12 protein-coding genes and 1 pseudogene are annotated in these 17,427 nt (G+C 73.3%); 2 read left to right on the forward strand and 11 right to left on the reverse strand.

All coding sequences use genetic code 11. The features are described from left to right. Positions 1-5: 5 nt before the first annotated feature. The 10 genes and pseudogenes from ABD437_RS13145 to ABD437_RS13190 form a co-directional block, all read right to left on the reverse strand. Complete coding sequence (locus tag ABD437_RS13145; RefSeq protein ID WP_344649075.1) at positions 6-1,625, reverse strand: PucR family transcriptional regulator; 1,620 nt, start codon at positions 1,623-1,625, stop codon at positions 6-8. 9 nt (positions 1,626-1,634) lie between these two features. Beyond that, positions 1,635-2,741: an o-succinylbenzoate synthase gene (gene menC / locus ABD437_RS13150; RefSeq protein ID WP_344649076.1), complete on the reverse strand. Its 1,107-nt coding sequence runs from the start codon at positions 2,739-2,741 to the stop codon at positions 1,635-1,637. Next, complete coding sequence (locus ABD437_RS13155; RefSeq protein ID WP_425558147.1) at positions 2,738-3,544, reverse strand: GNAT family N-acetyltransferase; 807 nt, start codon at positions 3,542-3,544, stop codon at positions 2,738-2,740. The genes menC and ABD437_RS13155 overlap by 4 nt, the downstream gene beginning before the upstream one ends. Continuing rightward, entirely contained in the window at positions 3,541-4,632 is a 1,092-nt protein-coding gene (locus tag ABD437_RS13160; RefSeq protein WP_344649078.1) for a M20/M25/M40 family metallo-hydrolase, read from the reverse strand. The genes ABD437_RS13155 and ABD437_RS13160 overlap by 4 nt, the downstream gene beginning before the upstream one ends. Beyond that, the gene (locus tag ABD437_RS13165; RefSeq protein WP_344649079.1) at positions 4,632-7,802 is read right to left on the reverse strand and encodes a serine hydrolase; all 3,171 of its coding nucleotides are present in this window, start codon (positions 7,800-7,802) and stop codon (positions 4,632-4,634) included. Before ABD437_RS13165 ends, ABD437_RS13160 begins: the two co-directional genes overlap by 1 nt. A 17-nt stretch (positions 7,803-7,819) precedes the next feature. Next, positions 7,820-8,515: pseudogene (locus tag ABD437_RS13170) on the reverse strand (ABC transporter ATP-binding protein); the annotation flags it as partial. Further along, positions 8,512-10,353: a dipeptide/oligopeptide/nickel ABC transporter permease/ATP-binding protein gene (locus ABD437_RS13175; protein ID WP_344649080.1), complete on the reverse strand. Its 1,842-nt coding sequence runs from the start codon at positions 10,351-10,353 to the stop codon at positions 8,512-8,514. The gene ABD437_RS13175 and the pseudogene ABD437_RS13170, both read right to left, overlap by 4 nt. Before the next feature lie 3 nt (positions 10,354-10,356). Beyond that, a complete protein-coding gene (locus ABD437_RS13180; protein ID WP_344649081.1) occupies positions 10,357-11,340 on the reverse strand; it encodes an ABC transporter permease in 984 nt (327 codons plus the stop codon). Between the two features lies 1 nt (position 11,341). Continuing rightward, a complete protein-coding gene (locus ABD437_RS13185; protein ID WP_344649082.1) occupies positions 11,342-12,934 on the reverse strand; it encodes an ABC transporter substrate-binding protein in 1,593 nt (530 codons plus the stop codon). A 3-nt stretch (positions 12,935-12,937) separates the two neighbouring features. Beyond that, entirely contained in the window at positions 12,938-14,326 is a 1,389-nt protein-coding gene (locus ABD437_RS13190) for a serine hydrolase domain-containing protein (RefSeq protein WP_344649083.1), read from the reverse strand. A gap of 144 nt (positions 14,327-14,470) precedes the next feature. Here ABD437_RS13190 and ABD437_RS13195 point away from each other — a divergent pair, with 144 nt between their 5' ends. Beyond that, complete coding sequence (locus ABD437_RS13195) at positions 14,471-15,661, forward strand: family 8 glycosyl hydrolase (protein ID WP_344649084.1); 1,191 nt, start codon at positions 14,471-14,473, stop codon at positions 15,659-15,661. 37 nt (positions 15,662-15,698) lie between these two features. Then, positions 15,699-16,586: a pentapeptide repeat-containing protein gene (locus tag ABD437_RS13200; protein ID WP_344649085.1), complete on the forward strand. Its 888-nt coding sequence runs from the start codon at positions 15,699-15,701 to the stop codon at positions 16,584-16,586. An 80-nt stretch (positions 16,587-16,666) separates the two neighbouring features. Here ABD437_RS13200 and ABD437_RS13205 read toward each other — a convergent pair whose 3' ends face one another. Then, positions 16,667-17,371: a VOC family protein gene (locus ABD437_RS13205; RefSeq protein WP_344649086.1), complete on the reverse strand. Its 705-nt coding sequence runs from the start codon at positions 17,369-17,371 to the stop codon at positions 16,667-16,669. Positions 17,372-17,427 lie beyond the last annotated feature (56 nt).

Consider the following 17,427-nt stretch of genomic DNA (forward strand, 5'->3'; position numbering starts at 1 on the left):
GGGCCCTACGAGCGCGCCGCGCCCAGTACCCGCACCTGCACCATCAACCCGAAGCGCTGGTCGGGGTCGGTCAGGTCGCACTGGCCGACCTCGGCCACCCGGCGCAGCCGGTAGCGGAACGTGTTCTGGTGCACGCCGACCGACTCGGCGGCGAGCACCGAGTCGCCGAACGCGTCGAGCCACGCGCGCAGCGTCTCGACCAGGTTGCCGCGGTGCTCGCGGTCGTAGTCGGCCAGGCGGGCCAGCGCACCGGCCGGCTTCTCGTCCCGGGCGGCGGCCAGCTCACGCAGCTCGGAGACCAGCGCCTCGCCCTGGAGCTCGTCGAACCGGCCGATCCGCCGGTCCGGCCGGCCGTCGCGCAGCACCCGCAGCACCCGGTCGACGCTCGACCGGCTGCGGGCCACGTCGGACAGGCCACGGGCCACCGGCCCCACCGCGGTGATCGACGGCAGCCGGCCACCCACCCGGTCGAGGAAGCCCTGCAGGATGCGCACCGCCCGGGTCTCGGCCTTCTCCGGTACCCCGGTCATCGGCAGCAGCCCGTAGGTCACCGCGCCGATCGCGGCCGCGACCGCCCGCGGGTGCACCGCGTTCAGGTGCAGCGCGAACGCGTCGCTGAGGCCCTGCCGGTCCTGGATGACGCCGGCGCTGTCGGCGTCGTCGCGTTCGTCGAGCGCCACCCCGAGCACGAGCAGCGGCTGGCTGGACAGGCCGAGCCGCTCCAGCGCCTCGCGGGCACCGTGCCCGCCCTCGAGCGCGGTGTTGAGCAGGTCGGCGCGCATGCGGCGCTGCACGTCGGCGCCGGCGCGGATGCGCAGCAGGTGCAGCGCGACCAGGTTGGCCGCCTCGCGCAGCGCCGCGCTGCGCTCCTCGGTGAGCGGCCCGGGCACCGCGGCCCAGATCGAGCCGAGCACCTCGTCGCCGGCGCGCACCGAGATCGCGACCCGGGGCATGCTGAACCCGTTGATCCGGTCCGGGATCGGCTCGACGTAGACCGGCTGGTCGCCCCGGAGCAGCTCCCGGAAGACACCGCGCTCGTGCAGCACCCGGGCGTAGCGCTCGGGCACCTGCCGCCCGAGGATCGTGTCGACCCGGGACGAGTCGGCCTCGTCCTGCCGGCCGGAGAACGCCAGCACCCGGGACGAGCGGTCCTCGATCGTCACCGGCGCGTCCAGCAGCGCCCCGATCGCGTTGGCGACCGCGAAGAGGTCACCGGCCGGCAGGCCGCCGAGCAGGGCCTCGTCCGCGGGGCCGTCGTCGGCGCCGGGCGCGAGCAGGGAACGCAGCAGGTCGCTCAGGTGCCCCCAGGACGCGCCGCGACGCAGGCCCAGCACGGTGACCCCGGTGTCGTCGACCGCGGCACGCAGCTCGTCGGTGACCTCGACCGGCGCGCGGACGACGAGCGCGGCGGCGTTCTGCGTCCCGAGCGCGCGCAGCAGCGCGGGCGAGGCGTCGACGCCGATGCCCAGCACCAGCGCGTCGGCCGGCAGGACCGGCTGGTCCAGCACGTCGTAGAAGACCACGGCGCGGATCTCTTCCGGTCGATCGACCTCGCCGTACGCGTGTTCCAGCAGCGTGGCACCGAGGTCGTCGACGACCCGTCCGAGGTTCACGCGTGGCCGCACCTGCTCACGTTAACCCGGGAGCCACTCGATCGAGGTCGTCACCTCGTCCAGCCGGTCGGGTACCGGTACGACGCCGAGCCCGGGGCCGGTCGGCACGTCGAGGTGACCGTCGCGCAGGACGAACGGTTCGGTGATGTCGGCGGCGTAGTAGCGCCCGGAGCCGGACGTGTCGCCGGGCAGCGTGAAACCGGGCAGCGCGGCGAGCGCGACGTTCGCCGCCCGCCCGAGGCCGGTCTCGAGCATGCCCCCGCACCAGACCGGGACGCCGTGCGCGACGCACACGTCGTGGATCCGGCGGGCCTCGAGGTACCCGCCGACCCGCCCCGGTTTGATGTTGACGATCCGGCAGGCGTCCAGCCGGATCGCCGCCGCCGCGGCCCGGGCCGAGGTGATCGACTCGTCCAGGCACACCGGCGTGGTGATCTGGCGGGCCAGCTCGGCGTGCCCGAGGATGTCGTCCTCGTCCAGGGGCTGCTCGATCAGCAGCAGGTCGAACGGGTCGAGCCGGGCCAGGTGGCGCGCGTCGCCCACCGAGTACGCGGTGTTGGCGTCGACCTGGAGCAGCACGTCGTCGCCGAAGCGCTCGCGGACCGCGCGGACCGGCTCGACGTCCCAGCCGGGCTCGATCTTGAGCTTGATCCGGACGTAGCCCTCGTCGAGGTAGCCACCGACCGCGTCGAGCAGCTGCGGGATGCTGTCCATGATCCCGACCGACACCCCGCACGGGACCCGGTCGTGCACCGCGCCGAGCTCACGCGCGAACGACCGGCCGCCGGTCCGCAGTTCGGCGTCGAGGACGGCCATCTCGAGCGCCGCCTTGGCCATCTGGTGGCCCTTGAACGGCGACAGCACCCGGGCGACGTCCGGCGCGGTGACCGAACCGGCGGCGCGCACGGCCGGCACCAGGAAGCGGCGCAGCACGTCGGCGGCCGCGTCGAGGTACTCCGGGGAGTAGAGCGGGTCGGCCATCGCCACGCACTCGCCCCAGCCCTCGACGTCGTCGCCGACCACGCCGACGAGCAGGAGCTCGCGGGTGGTCTGGGTGCCGAACGACGTCCGGAACGGGGACACCAAGGGCATGGAGATGCGCCGCAACTGGACGCCGGTCAGCTTCACGATTCCCTCCGCACCACGTAGAAACCGGCCGGGTCGAAACCCTCGATCCGGCCGACCAGGGCCTCGCGCACGGCGAGCCGCCAGCGCCCCGCCAGCGCCGGGTCGGCGGCCCGGATCGCCTCGATGTCCCGGGGCACCGCGACCAGGTGCACCGGGCCGTCGGCCGGGGACGGCAGCGGGCCGCCGTCCTCGCCGATGCCCAGCGACACCACCGCGTCGGGCGGCGTGACCGGCCGCTCGTCGTCGTACTCACGCAGCCGCCAGTGCACCAGCAGCCGGTCGGAGTCCTCGCCGTTGTTTATCGCGTCGGTCATCGCGCCGTAGAAGTTCGGCAGGTACTCGGCCGGACGGGCCCCGAGTTTGCCCAGGTTGAAGTAGGCGTTGCGCGCCACCAGCGGGTCGAACGTCCAGACGATGTCGGCGACCCCGCGCTGCAGTGCCCACGCGCGCTGGTGCAGCTTGAGCGCGAAGCCGACGCCCCGGCCGGCGGCGCCCCGCGACACCCCGGCGATGTGGCTGTGCAGTGCGCTGCCGGCCGGCTCGTGGAAGAACGCGACGCACGCGCCGACCAGCGTGTCGTCGTCGAACGCGCCGGTGACGTAGTTGCCGGCCTTGCTGAAGGCACGCATCAGCTCGGCGGTCACCGGCGGGCTCGCGGCGCGGCCCCAGATGGACGCGAGCAGGTCGACCGCCTCGGTGATGCGGACCATGTCGGTGAGCTCACGCACCACGACGCCGGCCTTGTGCGCGGCGGCCTCCGCCGTCTGCGTCGGGTGATCGGTCACGACGTTCTCGCTCCTCATCGTTCGGCCACCAGCAGGTGCTCGACCAGTGCGCGCAGCAGCGCGGTCCGCGGGGAGATCTCACCGATCAGGACGTGCTCGTCGTCGGCGTGCGCGCCGCCGCCGACCGCGCCGAGCCCGTCCAGGGTGGGGGTGCCGACACCGGCGGTGTAGTTCCCGTCGGACGCGCCGCCGACCGCGGCCCGCCCGGGCACCGGCAGGCCGCGGGCCACCGCGATCCGGCACAGCGTCTCGTAGAGCCGGTCGGAGGCCGACGCTTCGAGCGGCGGCCGGTTGACCCCACCCGCGGTCTCGATCCGCGCGTCCTCGTCGACCGTCCACAGCGACCGCATCGCCCGGTCGACCCGTTCCTGTTCGGTCACGCTCGACGCCCGGACGTCGACGGCGAACGTACCGGCCGCCGGGACGGTGTTGGTGGTGACGCCGGCCTGCGCGACCGTGGGCGTGACCGTCGTCCCGGCCGCCGGATCGGCGAGCGCGGAGACCGCGAGCACCTGGTGGGCCAGCTCGACGGTGGCGTTGACGCCGCGTTCCGGTTCGAGGCCGGCGTGCGCGGCGTGTCCGGCCACCCGCACCTCGTAGAGCGAGACGCCCTTGCGCTCGGTCTTGAGGTGTCCCTCCACGGACGCCTCCAGCACCAGCGCGGCGACCGCCGCCTTGGCCTCCTCCTCGATCAGCGTGCGTGAGCTCGGCGAGCCGATCTCCTCGTCGCCGGTCACCAGGAGCGTGACGCCGTCCAGGCCCGCGGCGGCGTGCAACGCCATGACCAGCCCGATCTTCATGTCGAAGCAGCCGGGTCCGCGCAGGATGCCGCTCTCCACCGCGAACGGGCGGGCGGCGAGCGTCCCGACCGGCCACACCGTGTCGTGGTGGCCGAGCAGCAGCACGCGCGGTTCGGACGAGCCGAGCCGCCAGCGCAGGTGGGTGCGGCCGTCGATCACGATCCGCTCCGGCGCGGCACCGAGGATGCCGGCGCCGACCTCGGCGACGACCTCGGCCGACCGCGCGACCGCGGCCAGGTCGGCGGAGGGCGACTCGCACTCGATGAGCGCACGCGCGTCGGCGAGCATGTCCCGGAGGTCGGCCATCAGCCGACCTTCGGGGTCGCCCGCACGCCGAAGTGCAGGTACGGCTCGCCGGTGGGCAGGGTGTAGAAGGTGACCGGCATCCAGTTCTCCGCCTCCGGTGGTTTCACCGCGAACACGGCCGGGCCCGCGGGCACCAGCGTGTACTCGTCGACGGTGTCGGGCTCCAGCTCGGCGAGCGGCCCGATGATCGTCGTGCGCAGCCGCGGCGGGTCGGCCTCGACCTCCATGCGCACCCCGGCCCGCTCGTAGGTGCCCACGTAGGGCGTCACGTCGCCGTCGTAGGTCCCGGGCGCGAACGGCCGCGGCACGCGGACGCCGGCGAGCTCGCCGAAGATCTCCCGGAACAGCTCCTCGTACAGGTCGCGGCCGTGGCCACCGTTGGTGAGCAGCACGACGGCCAGCCCCGCCGAGGGCAGGATCCGCAGGAACGCGGCCTGGCCCAGCGTCGTGCCGTCGTGGCCGATCAGCCGGTGGCCGTCCCAGTCGAACCGGATCCAGCCGAGGCCCCACGAGTCGCCGAGGATCTGCTTGTCCGGCAGGTCGGCCTGGAACGCGGCCATCTCGGCCGCGCTCCCGGCGCTGATCAGCCCGCCGGTCAGGTGCGCGCGGGCGAACGCCAGCACGTCGGCCGCGGTGGAGTTGATCAGCCCGGCCGGCCCGATCGCGCGGGGCAGCATCCAGGTACGCACCGGCGTGCCGTCGTGGTGACCGACCGCCGCCGAGGAGAGCAGCGCCTCCTCGGGCAGCGTGCTGGTGCCGGTCAGCCCGAGCGGCGTGAACAGCCGCTCGCGCAGCGCCTGGTCCCAGGTCAGACCGGTGACCTTCTCGATGACCCGGCCGAGCAGCGAGTACCCGGAGTTGCAGTAGGAGAACGTGACGCCGAGCGGATGGTTCTGCCCGACCTCCTCGAGCAGCTCGACGTACTTCTCGATGCAGTCGTCGCCGCGCCCGGTGTCGGTGAACACGTCGCCGTCGATGCCGCTGGTGTGGGTGAGCAGGTGCCGCACGGTGACCGCCTTGGTCACCTCGGGGTCGGCCAGGCGCAGCTCGGGCACGATCTCGGCGACCGGCGTGTCGAGCGTCAGCGCGCCCTCGTCGATCAGTCCCATCACGACGGTGGCGGTCCAGACCTTGGTGATCGAACCGATCTGGAACACCGAGTCGGTGCGCACGGGCGCGCCGGTGCCGGTGTGCAGGACACCGTGGGCGAGCTCGACCAGCTGGTCGCCGGAGAGGATGCCGAGCTGCGCGCCCGGCACCCGGTGCCGGTCGGCGAGCCGGGCGAGCCGCTGCTGCCAGTGGGCGGCGTCGACGCGGGCCCGGCCGGTGGTGTGCTCGGTGATCCAGTCGACGAGCCGGCGGCCGTAGTCGACCCGCTGCGACGGTGGGCCGAGCAGGACGAACGCGTGCGACGCCCCCGGGTAGACGACCAGCCGGGTCGGGACGCCCAGCTGGCGCAGCGCGGTGTGCCACTGCTGGGCCTGGCCGACCGGGCAGGTCAGGTCGTCGGCGCCGTGGAGCAGCAGCGTCGGCGTGCGGACGTCGGCGACGTGGGTGAGCGGCGACATCGCGGCGTACTCGGCCGGCTTCTGCCAGGGCGCGCCGCCGAGCTCGTAGACGCTGAGGAAGTGCGCGTCGTCGCTGGAGCCGCTGATGCTCACCAGGTCGCTGACCGTGCCGCCGGCCACCGCGACCGCGAACCGGTAGTCGTGCGCGGTCAGCCAGCAGGTCATGAACCCGCCGTAGCTGTAGCCGGTGACCGCGAGCCGGTCGGCGTCGGCGAAGCCCTCGGCGACGAGCTGGTCGATCGGCTCCAGGAAGTCGGCCCCGTCGGCCAGGCCCCAGCCACCGTTGATGCTGTCGTAGAACGCCTCGCCGTAGCCGTCGCTGCCGCGCGGATTGATCAGCAGCACGGCCCAGCCCTGGTCGACCAGGTCCTGGTGGTAGAGGTGCATCTCGTCGGCGGCGGCGTTCCACGCGTTGTGCGGGCCGCCGTGGATGTCGAGCACCAGCGGCTGCGGGCCGGTCGCGGCCGGATCGCGCAGGAGCCAGGCCTGCACCCGGGTGCCGTCGGAGATCGAGAACCACCGCTCCTCGCGACGGTGCAGCTCCACCTGGTTGGCGGTGAGCGCGGTCTCGGCGCCGGTGGCCAGGTCGACGACCACGATCTCGCCGTACGACGTCGGCGTCGCCAGCGTGATCGCGGCGCGGCCGGCGGCGATCGAGAGGCCGGAGACGACCCGGCCGGCCCCGTCGACGACCGGGCGGGCGTCGCCGCCGTCGAGCGCGACCGACCAGAGGTGGGTGCAGCCGTGGTCGCGCAGGCAGAAGTAGACCCGGCCGTCGGCGGCGTGCGGCAACCCGCCGGGGTAGGCCGGCGCGCCGGGCATGACGTTGCGGTCCACGTCGGCGGCGAGCTCGGTCACCTCGTCGTCGACCCGGTAGAGGCGGGCGTGCCCGCGCGGGTCGCCGGTCCAGCCGGTCACCAGCAGCGCGGAGCCGGCCCAGCCCACGGTGGCGGCCACGCCGTCGGCGAACGCACGCAGGCGGGGCCGGGCGTGGGCGGCGTCGACGTCGAGCAGGAACACCGGCGTGCGGTGACGCAGGTCGCTGTCGGCCCCGTGCCGCTGCGTGAACGCGAGCGTCGCGGAGTCCGGCGACCAGGCCACCGCGCCGACGTCCTGGGCACCGTCGGTGAGCCGGCGCACGTCCCCGCTCGCGACGTCGACGACGTGCAGGTGACGCCGCACCGCGCCGTAGAGGCCGGCCCCGTCGGCCTGGTAGTCGAGGCCGTCGCTGACCATCGGTCCGCCGGTGTCGCCGACCGGCGCGACGAACGCCAGGCGGGTGCCGTCCGGGCTCCAGCGCGGCGCACCGGCGCCCCGCGGCAGGTCGGTCAGCCGCTCGGGCTCTCCCCCGTCGAGGTCGAGCACGGCGAGCTGCCCGTCGCGGAGGAACGCGAGGCGGCGGCCGTCGGGTGCCCAGCTCGGCGCGGTGTCGGCCGGGCCGTTGGTGAGCCGGCGCGGGGTGCCGCCGTCGGTGCCGACCAGCCAGAGCTGGTCGACGTTGCGGTCGTGTTCGGTGTCGATCGTGCGCAGCACGTAGGCGACCAGGGTGCCGTCCGCCGACAGCGCCGGCTGGGACGGAACCACCACATCGGCGATGTTCACGGTTTGCTCCTTCGGCCGGGTACGGCGGCGAGAAGTTCGCGGGTGTAGTCGTGCCCGGGCGCGGCCAGCACCTGGGCGGTGGGGCCGTGCTCGACGAGCCGGCCGTGGCGCATCACCGCGACGTGCGAGGCGACGTACCGGACGACCGCGAGGTTGTGGGAGATGAACAGCATCGACAGACCGGCCAGCTCCCGGACGAGGTTGAGCACCGCGCCCTGGACGGAGACGTCGAGCGCGGAGGTGATCTCGTCGGCGATGATCACCCGCGGGTCGGCCGCGAGGGCGCGGGCCAGTGCGACGCGCTGACGCTGGCCGCCGGAGAGCCGCGACGGGAGCGATCTGGCGGTCGAGGGATCCAGGTGCACCTGTTCGAGCAGGTGCGCGACGCCGGCCCGCCGGTCGACGCCCCGGGGCATCGCCTCGGCGATCGTCGCGCCGATCGTCATCCGCGGGTCCAGCGACGAGTAGGGGTCCTGGAAGACCATCTGCAGTGGACGCCGGCCCCGGGTCGGGATCGGGGCCCCGTCCAGCGTGATCCGGCCACCGGCCAGCGGCGCCAGGCCGACCGCCGCGCGGGCCAGCGTGGACTTGCCCGACCCGGACTCCCCGACCAGCCCGATCACCGCGCCGTCGGGCACGGTCAGGCTGACGCCGTCGACGGCGGTGTGCTTGCCGTACCGGACCGTGACGTCCTCGAACCGCAGTTCACTCATGGCAGTTCCTCCCCGGCGTGCCAGCAGGCCACCCGGTGCCCGGTCCCGTGCTCGGCCAGCGGTGGGTCCACGGTCCGGCAGTGGTCGTCGGCGAGCGGGCACCGGGCCGCGTACGCGCAGCCGGGCGGCACGTCGGCGGGGTCGATCGGCCGGCCCGGGATCGTCGCGAGCGGCAACGACAGGTCGGTGGCCATGTCGGGCACCGCGTCCATCAACGCCCGGGTGTAGGGGTGCAGCGGTTTGACGCCGGTCGGCAGCTCCTCGACGATCCGGCCGGCGTACATCACCAGCACCCGGTCGCAGACGTCCCCGATCACCGCGACGTCGTGGCTGATCAGCATCAGCGCCGCGCCGTCCTGTTCGCGGATCGTCGCGAGCAGGTCGAGCACCTGCTGCTGCACGGTGACGTCGAGCGCGGTGGTGGGCTCGTCGGCCACGATCAGCGCCGGGGCGTTCATCAGCCCCATGCCGATCATCGCCCGCTGGCGCATCCCGCCGGAGAACTCGTGCGGGTAGAGGCGCGCGCGGCTCGTCGGGTCGGGGATCTGCACCGCGCCCAGCCGGTCCACCGCGCGGGTCATCGCGTCCCGGCGCGTCAGTCTCTGGTGGTGGGTCGCCACCTCGGCGAGCTGGGCGCCGATCCGCCTGGTCGGGTTGAACGCGGTCATCGGGTCCTGGAAGACCATGGCCAGCTTGGTGCCGAGCGTGCGCCGCTGCTGCGCGGTGCGCGGGCCGAGCAGGTCGTCGCCGAGGAACTCCAGCCGGGCCGCGTCGACCTGGCCGTGGTCGGCGATCAGCTTGGTGACGGCGAGCGCGGTCATCGACTTGCCGGACCCGGACTCGCCGACGATGCCGACGGCCTCACCGCGGCGGACCTGGAACGTGACGCCGCGGACCGGCCGGACCGGACCGGCCGGCCCGGCCAGCGTCACCTCGAGGTCACGCACGTCGAGCACCACGTCCGGGTCGCTCCCGGGCGTGCTCACCCGCTTCTTCCGCACGAGCGGGCGCAGCCGGGCGTCGGCCGGGACCCCCAGCCCCTTGGCGACGGACTCGCCGAAGAAGTTGAACGCCAGGCCGGCCAGCACCACCGCCGCACCGGGCGCCAGCGCCGCCGCGGCGTTGACGTAGAGCGTGCCGATCCCGTCGAAGAGCAGGCGACCCCAGTCGTAGGCGGGCGGCTGCACGCCGAGGCCGAGGAACGAGAGCCCGGCGAACGACAGCAGCGCGCCGCCCGCGCCGATCGTGGCGTTGACGACCAGCGGCTCGGCGATGTTCGGCAGGACGTGGCGGAGCAGGATCCGGAACCGGCCGACCCCCACCGTGCGCGCGGCCGCGACGTAGTCACGGGCCTCGACCTCGGCGACGAGCGTCTGGGTGAGGCGCGCGAACGACGGCGCGCCGGCGAGCCCGATCGCCAGCACCGCGCCGGTGGCGCCGACGCCGAACACGACCGCGAAGAACAGGGCCAGCAGGATGCCGGGGAACGCGACCGCGATGTTGACGCCCGCGGTCACGATCCGGCCGGAGCGCTTGCCGAGCAGGAACGGCGCGGCGCCGAGCAGCGCACCGGTGACGACCGCGAGCACGGTGGCCAGCAGCGCGAGCACGATCGACAGGCGCGCGGCGACCAGCACCCGCAGCAGGATGTCCCGGCCGAGGTTGTCCGTCCCGGCCCAGTGCTCGGCCGAGGGCGGCGCGAGGATCTGATCGGTGTCGACGACGTCCGCGTCCGAGCCCCACACCAGCGGGCCGATCGCGGCCAGCGCGAGCAGCGTCACCATCAGGACCGTCGCGGTCAGGCCGAGCGGGCTGCGCGCCACTCGTAGCCAGCGCATCGCTCAGCCCTCCCGGATCGTCGAGCGTGGGTCGAGCACGGCGAGGATGACGTCGACGACGAGGTTCGTGACGAGCACCCCGACGCCGTACACGAGGACGATCGCCTGCACCACCGGGTAGTCCTTGGCCAGGATCGACTGGACGATCGTGCTGCCCAGCCCCGGCCACGCGAACACGTTCTCGACCAGCACCGTGCCTGCGACCATCGCGCTGAGCAGCAGGCCGCCGAGCGTCAGCGCGCCGGTGACCGCGTTGGGCAGCGCGTGGCCCAGGTAGACCGTGCGGGCCGGGAGCCGTTTGGCCCTGGCCGTGCGCACGAAGTCGGCCTCCAGCACCGCGGCCATCTCGACCCGCACGATCCGGGAGAGGATCGCCGCCGGTCCGATCGCGAGCGAGAACACCGGGAGCACGTACGACGCCGGGGTGTCGTTCCCGGCGATCGGGAAGAGCGCGAACCGGATGCCGAACAGGTACACCAGCGCGACGCCGATCAGGAAGTCGGGGACCGTCGCGACGATCGTGCTCGTCGTGGTGAACGCCACCTCGGTGCGCCGGCCGTGCCCCCGCCGGGTCAGCACGCCCATCGCGACGCCCAGCGGGACCGCGATGAGCACGGCCAGCACGAACGCCAGCACGGCGAGCATCAGCGTGGCGGGCAGGCGCTGGGCGACGACGTCGGACACCGGCAGCCGGGACGTCAGCGACGTGCCCAGGTCACCGGTGAACAGTCCCTTGAGGTAGTTCAGGTACTGCTGCACCAGCGGGTCGTTGAGCCCCAGCGCCTCGCGGCGCGCCTCGACCAGTTCGGCCGGTGCGGTGGGGCCGAGCGCGCCGCGCACCGGGTCGCCGGGGATCAGGTGGATCATCGCGAACGACGCGGTCACCAGCACCCAGAGCGAGACGATCAGCCGCCCCACGCGCCGCACGCCGAACCCCACCCACGGGCTCGCCGTGGGCAGGGGTCGGAGGGTCAGTGTGGCCGACATGCTATTTCGCCAGCATCCGGATGCTGGTCGGGACGAGCTGGCCGGGTGTCTCGAACTTCGCCGCCTTGCCGAACGTCCGGACGGTCGTGTTGGCGAACGGCACGATCGAGGCCTTGGCGATCAGGCCCGACTCGGCCGCGAGCCACTTGTCGCAGCCCTCGGTGCCCGGGAGCGCGGCGGCCGCGGTGACGGCCTTGGTGTAGTCCGCGTCGGCGATCGCGGCGAAGTTCGTGCCCTTCGGCGCGGCCGGGCCGGAGAGGAACGGCACCAGCTGGTCCGGGCTGTTGACGTTGAGCGACACCCAGGCCACGTCCCAGTCGCCGGCGCCGAAGATCGTGCCGGTCAGCGTCGTCTCGTTCTGGCTCTTCGCGGTGGCGTCGACGCCGACGGCCTTCCACTGCTTCACCGCGAGCTCGGCGGCCGCGTTACCACCGCTGCCGCTGGTGTTCTGGTACAGGAACGTGAGCGCGAGCGGCTTGCCGGCCTTGGCGCGCATCCCGTCGGCGCCCTTCGTCCAGCCGGCCTGGTCGAGCAGCGTGGCGGCCGCGGCCGGGTCGTGCGACGGCAGCGACTGGGAGACCGAGTCCCCGGGGCAGGCGATCGGGGCGTTCGTCGCCAGGACGGTGGGGGCGCTGCCCTTGCCCGACGTCAGCACCTTCTGCAGCTGGGCCAGGTCGAGCGCCCTGGTGAGCGCGAGGCGCACGGTCGGGTCGTCGGTGACGCGCCCCTTGGCGTGGTTGTACCACTGCTCCCCGCTCAGCGCGGGCGACTCGGCGGTGAACAGGCCCGCCTTCTCCAGCCGCGCCGAGTCCGGCCCCGCCACCTGCGCGGCGCTCAGGCCGCCGGAGACCAGCAGGTTCGCCGCGGTCGACTCGTTCTCCACGATCTTCACCACGACGGTCTCGGGCATGCCCTTGGTCGCGGTCGTCGCGCCGTCCGGGCCCCAGGTGTACCCGTCGCGGACCTGGTAGGTGTAGTGGTCGCCGGGGGCGGCCTCGACGAGCTTGTAGGGGCCGGTGCCGGACGTCGTCTTGGTCAGCGCGGCCCGGTTCTTCAGCCCGCTCGGGCACACGATCGGCAGGCTCGCCAGCCCGTTGAGCACGAACGGCGCCGGTTGCGCCAGCGTGAGCGTCACGACCCGGCTCGCGTCGTCGCCGGCGGCCTTGACCCCGGCCGGCAGGAAGACGCCGAGGAACGGGCTGCTGTTCTTCGGGTCGGCCACGAAGTTGAGGTTGTCGGCCACCGCGGTCGCGGTGAGCGCGCTGCCGTCGTCGCAGGTGATGCCCTCGTTGAGGGTCAGCTCGACCGTCGTGCCCTCGGCCTTCCACGACTTCGCCAGCGCCGAGCGGATCTCGCCGCTCTCGCCGTCGACGCTGACCAGCGGGTCGTAGGCGAACTGGGTCACGGTGAAGAGCGAGGTGCCCGCGCCCATCTGCGGGTCCAGGGCGCCCGGGTCGGAGGAGAGACCCAGCGTGAACGTGCCGCCCTCGACGACCGGGGCGCCGTCGCCGGGGCCGTTGTTCGCCGCGCCCGAGCAGCCGGCGAGGGCCAGCGTCAGACACAGGCCGTAGGAGACCATCCTGGTGCGCTTCATTGGTCAGTCCGTTCCCGCGCGGCGGATGGCGCGTCCGAGATGGAGGTAGAGCGCGTGACCCGTGCCGTCGTCGCCCAGGAACGCGTGGGGCATGAACATGCCGCGGTCGGCCTCGACCGGGATCAGCATGTCGTCGCGGTAGGGCACGAGCTGGGTGCGCTCGGCCCGCCCGCCGATCTCCGCGAGGAAACCCTTGGGGGTCTGCTCGATCCAGATCCGCCGGTCGTCGTCCTGGCTGACCGTGAGGTCGAAGACGGACGCGGAGTAGGTGCCGAGGAACCGCTCGGCGTCGATCGTCGGTGGGTCGGCCGGTGGCACCGGTGAGCCCGGCAGCTCCACCCCGGTCAACCGGTTCAGCGCGCCCCCGACGACGTCCTTGTACAGCGACATCGCGTCGCCGCCGTTGGTCAGCAGGGCGACCGCCACCCCGGTACCGGGGACCATCCGCAGGAACGCGGCCTGCCCGATCGTGTTGCCGTCGTGGCCGACGACAGTGGTGCCCGGTAAGTCGAACCGCTCGAAGCCGAGCCCCCAGGACGTGCCCATCAGGCCGAGCTCGGGCAGGTCGACCTGCCGCTCACGCATGAGCGCCGCGGTACCGGGGGCCAGCACCTGCCGCTCGCCGACGCGGCCGTCGTCCAGGTGCATCCGGGCGAACGTGACCAGGTCCCGGGCACGCATCGAGAGCATCGCGCCGGCCGGGGCGTTCGACCGGTACATCGCCCAGACCGGAGCGGGTTCGTAGCCCGCGCCGCGCTCGGCCTCGACGTGCCCCATCGCGGCGCGGAACCTGATCGCCTCGTAGGCGTCGGTGGCGGCGTGGGTGAGCCCGAGCGGCGTGATCAGGTACTCGCGCAGGCAGGCGTCGAACGACTTGCCCCGGACGACCTCGATCAGGCGTCCGAGCACGCAGTAGCCGGCGTTGTTGTAGGAGAACTGTTCGCCCGGGGGGAACAGCTGCGGCACGTCGTGCAGACCGGCGACGTACTTCTCCACGCAGTCGTCCCCGAACCCGGTGTCGAGGAAGATGTCGCCCTCGAACCCGGCGGTGTGGTCGAGCAGGTGGCGGACCGTGATCCGCTGCGCGGCCTGCTCGTCGGCGATCCGGAAGTCCGGCAGGTACTCGCGGATCGGCCGGTCGAGGCCGACCGTCCCCTCGTCGACCAGCTGCAGCACCAGCGTGCTGGTCCACAGCTTGGTGATCGACCCGATCTGGAAGACCGAGTCCGCGGTGGCGTCCACGCCGGTGGCCGTGTTGAGCACACCGGCGGCGCCGTCCACGACCTCACCGTCGCGTACGACGGCCCAGCCCGCGGCCGGTACGTCGTACTTCGCGAGCATCGCCGGAAGCTCGTCGTCGAGCCAGCTTCGGATGTCGTCTAGATCGCCCATGCGCGGTGATGGTAGGCAGGTCCGCCGGTCAGCTGTTCGTCGTGGACGACGAGTTCGCGGGGGTGGCTGGTCGGCTCCGACGAACGGACCGGCGTACCGTAGTCTGCACGGGTGGCCGGATCATCCCTTCGTATCCGGATCTTGGTGGCCGTCGCGCTCCTCGTGACGGTCGGCGCCTGCTCCTCCGACGAACCGGAGCTGTCGTTCTCCGGGACACCGGCCGCGCCGCCGCACGCGGCGATCCGGCCGTCGGCCCCGCAGGACGACCGGGACCGTGCCCTGATCGACTTCTACCGGGCCTGGAAGGACGAGTACGTCCACGAGGACTGCGGCGACGGCGCCTACCAGATCTACTCCCCCGACGCGGCGTACCCGTTCGTCTCCGAGGCCCAGGGCTACGGGCTGACGATCGCCGCGATGATGTCGCGGGCCGACCCGGACGCGCGGGACCTCTTCGACGGGCTGCTCACCTACGTCCTGGACCACCCGTCGACGCGGACACCCGACCTGATGGCCGCCGAGCAGGACGGCGACTGCGTCGACAAGGCCGGCGGCGACTCGGCCACCGACGGCGACATGGACATCGCCTACGGCCTGCTCCTCGCCGACCGGCTCTGGGGCAGCGACGGCGACGTCGACTACCGCGACCTGGCCGTCAAACGGATCCGGGCGGTGAAGGCCAGGACCGTCAACCCCTCGACGGACCTGATGCTGCTGGGCGACTGGGACACGACCGTCGACGCGCAGCTGTACGCGACGACCAGGACGTCGGACTGGATGCCGTACTACTTCCGGGTCTTCCGGGACGCGACCGGCGACGACGCCTGGTCGACGGTCGCCGACGCCCACCAGCGCGCGGTCGCCGACCTGCGCGACCCCGGCACCGGCCTGCTGCCCGACTTCGCCCGCACCACCGGCGACGGGATCGAACCGGTCCGCGGCAAGGTGCTGGAGACCGCGAACGACGGCGACTACTCGTTCAACGCCTGCCGGGTGCCGTGGCGCCTCGGCACCGACGCCGTGCTGACCGGTGACCCGTCGTCCACGTCCGCGGCACGCACGATCGACGCGTGGTTCCGGTCCACCACCGGGGGCGACCCGGGCCGGGTCGGGTCGGGATACCGCCTCGACGGCACCCGCGAGGACGCCGACGCGTCGAACGCGTTCTGGGCGCCGCTGGCGGTCAGCGCGATGACCGACCCGGACGGCCAGCGGTGGCTCGACGCGCTCTGGACGAAACTGGCCGCCAACGACGTCGAACGCGGCAACTACTACGGCGACACCATCCAGCTCCAGGTGATGCTGCTCCTCGCCGGTCGCTATCTCACGGTTTGAGCGACGGTCCGCACGCGGAGCTGGCATGCTGCCGTGCGTGCGCCGTTGGCATCCCGAGTCCGCACGCCACGTCGTCGAACGGCTGGCCACCGGTCGTTCGCTCGACGACCTGGGGCTGGCGACCGTCGACGGCCTGCTGGACCTGCGAGGGCTTCCCGCGGCCGGGCTGGTCGCGACCGGGGCGCAGCTCACCGGCCTCGACCTGAGCTACGCGTCGCTCCCGGAGGCGCGCCTGACCGACGTCCGGTGGACGCAGTGCCGTCTCGACGGCGCCGACCTGTCGGCCGCGGTGATCGTGGGCGGGTCGCTGGCCGGGTCGACAGTGCGCCGCGCCGACCTGCGTGACGTGGTCGTGGCCGGCTCCGCGTGGGAGTCGGTCGACCTGGTCGGGAGCAAGTTCGCGCACCTCGCCGCCGAGCGCGCGACGTTCACCCACACCACGTTCCCGGCGCTGTCGAGCGTCGCCTTCACCCGCTGTTCGTTCGACCGGTGCCGGTTCCTCGGCGGGCTGTCCGGCGTACGTTTCCTGGGCCGCCGGACCCGCGACGACCGCGCGCCCGCCGTGCTGCGCGGGGTGTCGTTCTTCTCCGACAACCTGCGTCACGCCGAGTTCGACGGGATGGAGTTCGACGGCGTGAGCTTCCCCGCCGGCGACGCGATCATCGTCGTCGAGCACGGCTTCCGCGCGGTCGCCGAACGCGCGGGCGAGGTGTCGATGATCCGGCGCGACGACGTCGGCGAGGCGTTCCGCAAGCTGCTGTCCCGGGAGTCGTTACGCCCCGGGCTGAGCGAGACGGCCGGCTGGGCCATGGGCCGGCGCGACTTCACCGACGATCACCCGAACGGTCCGGAGCTGGCCGAGTTCGCGATCCGCACGCTCCGGAAGGCCCAGAAGCAGCTGCGCTCCGAAGGCGTGATCGCCTAGGAGGGGTAGACGCTGACCCGGTAGCCCTCGGGCACGCGAACCTCCGGTGTGGGCCCTTCGGCCGGCCGCGGGCGCCGGGGTCAGGAACCTCGCAGCCGGAACTCGTTGCCGTCGGGATCGGCCAGCCGGACGATGTGGTGCTCACCGGACGGCATCCGGGTGGCTCCCAGTGCGAGCAGACGGTCGGCTTCGACCTCCGGGTCGGTGCCGACCGCGGTGAGGTCCAGCCGCTGGCGGCCCGGCCGGTCGATCGGGGCCACCGGCGGCCCTCCCCACGCCACTTTCGTGCCGCCGTGGGGCGACTGGATCGCGGTCTCCTCGTTCTCGTCCCACACCAGCGGCCAGCCCAGGGCCGCGCTCCAGAACACGCCGACGTCCCGGGTGCCGTCGCAGGCCAGCTCACCGAGAACGCCGCAGCCGGCGAGGAAGGCGTTCCCCGGTTCGATCACGCAGAACTCGTAGCCGGCCGGGTCGGCCAGGACGACGTGGCCCTCCTCGGGACGCTGCCCGACGTCGAGGTGGTGGCCGCCGAGTTCCAGCGCGGTCGCCACCGTGCGCTGCTGGTCGTCGAGGTCGACGCTGGTCAGGTGCGTGTGCACGCGGTTCGCGCCGAGCGCGCCCGGCCGGCCCGGTACGAACCTCAGGTCGAGCTGACCCGGGCCACCCGGCAGGGACACTCCGCCGGGATCGTCGACGGCCTCCCGGTTCAGGAGCGCGGCCCAGAACCGCGCCGCCCGAACGGGGTCGGGAGCTTCGAACGTCGCCACCGGCGTGAGAGAGGGCACCCGCCCCACCCTAGAAAGCACTCGGCCGCCGCACAGCGGATCCGGTGGACGCGGCC

Origin of the sequence: Cryptosporangium japonicum, from assembly GCF_039524755.1 — a bacterium.
Taxonomy (GTDB): domain Bacteria; phylum Actinomycetota; class Actinomycetes; order Mycobacteriales; family Cryptosporangiaceae; genus Cryptosporangium; species Cryptosporangium japonicum.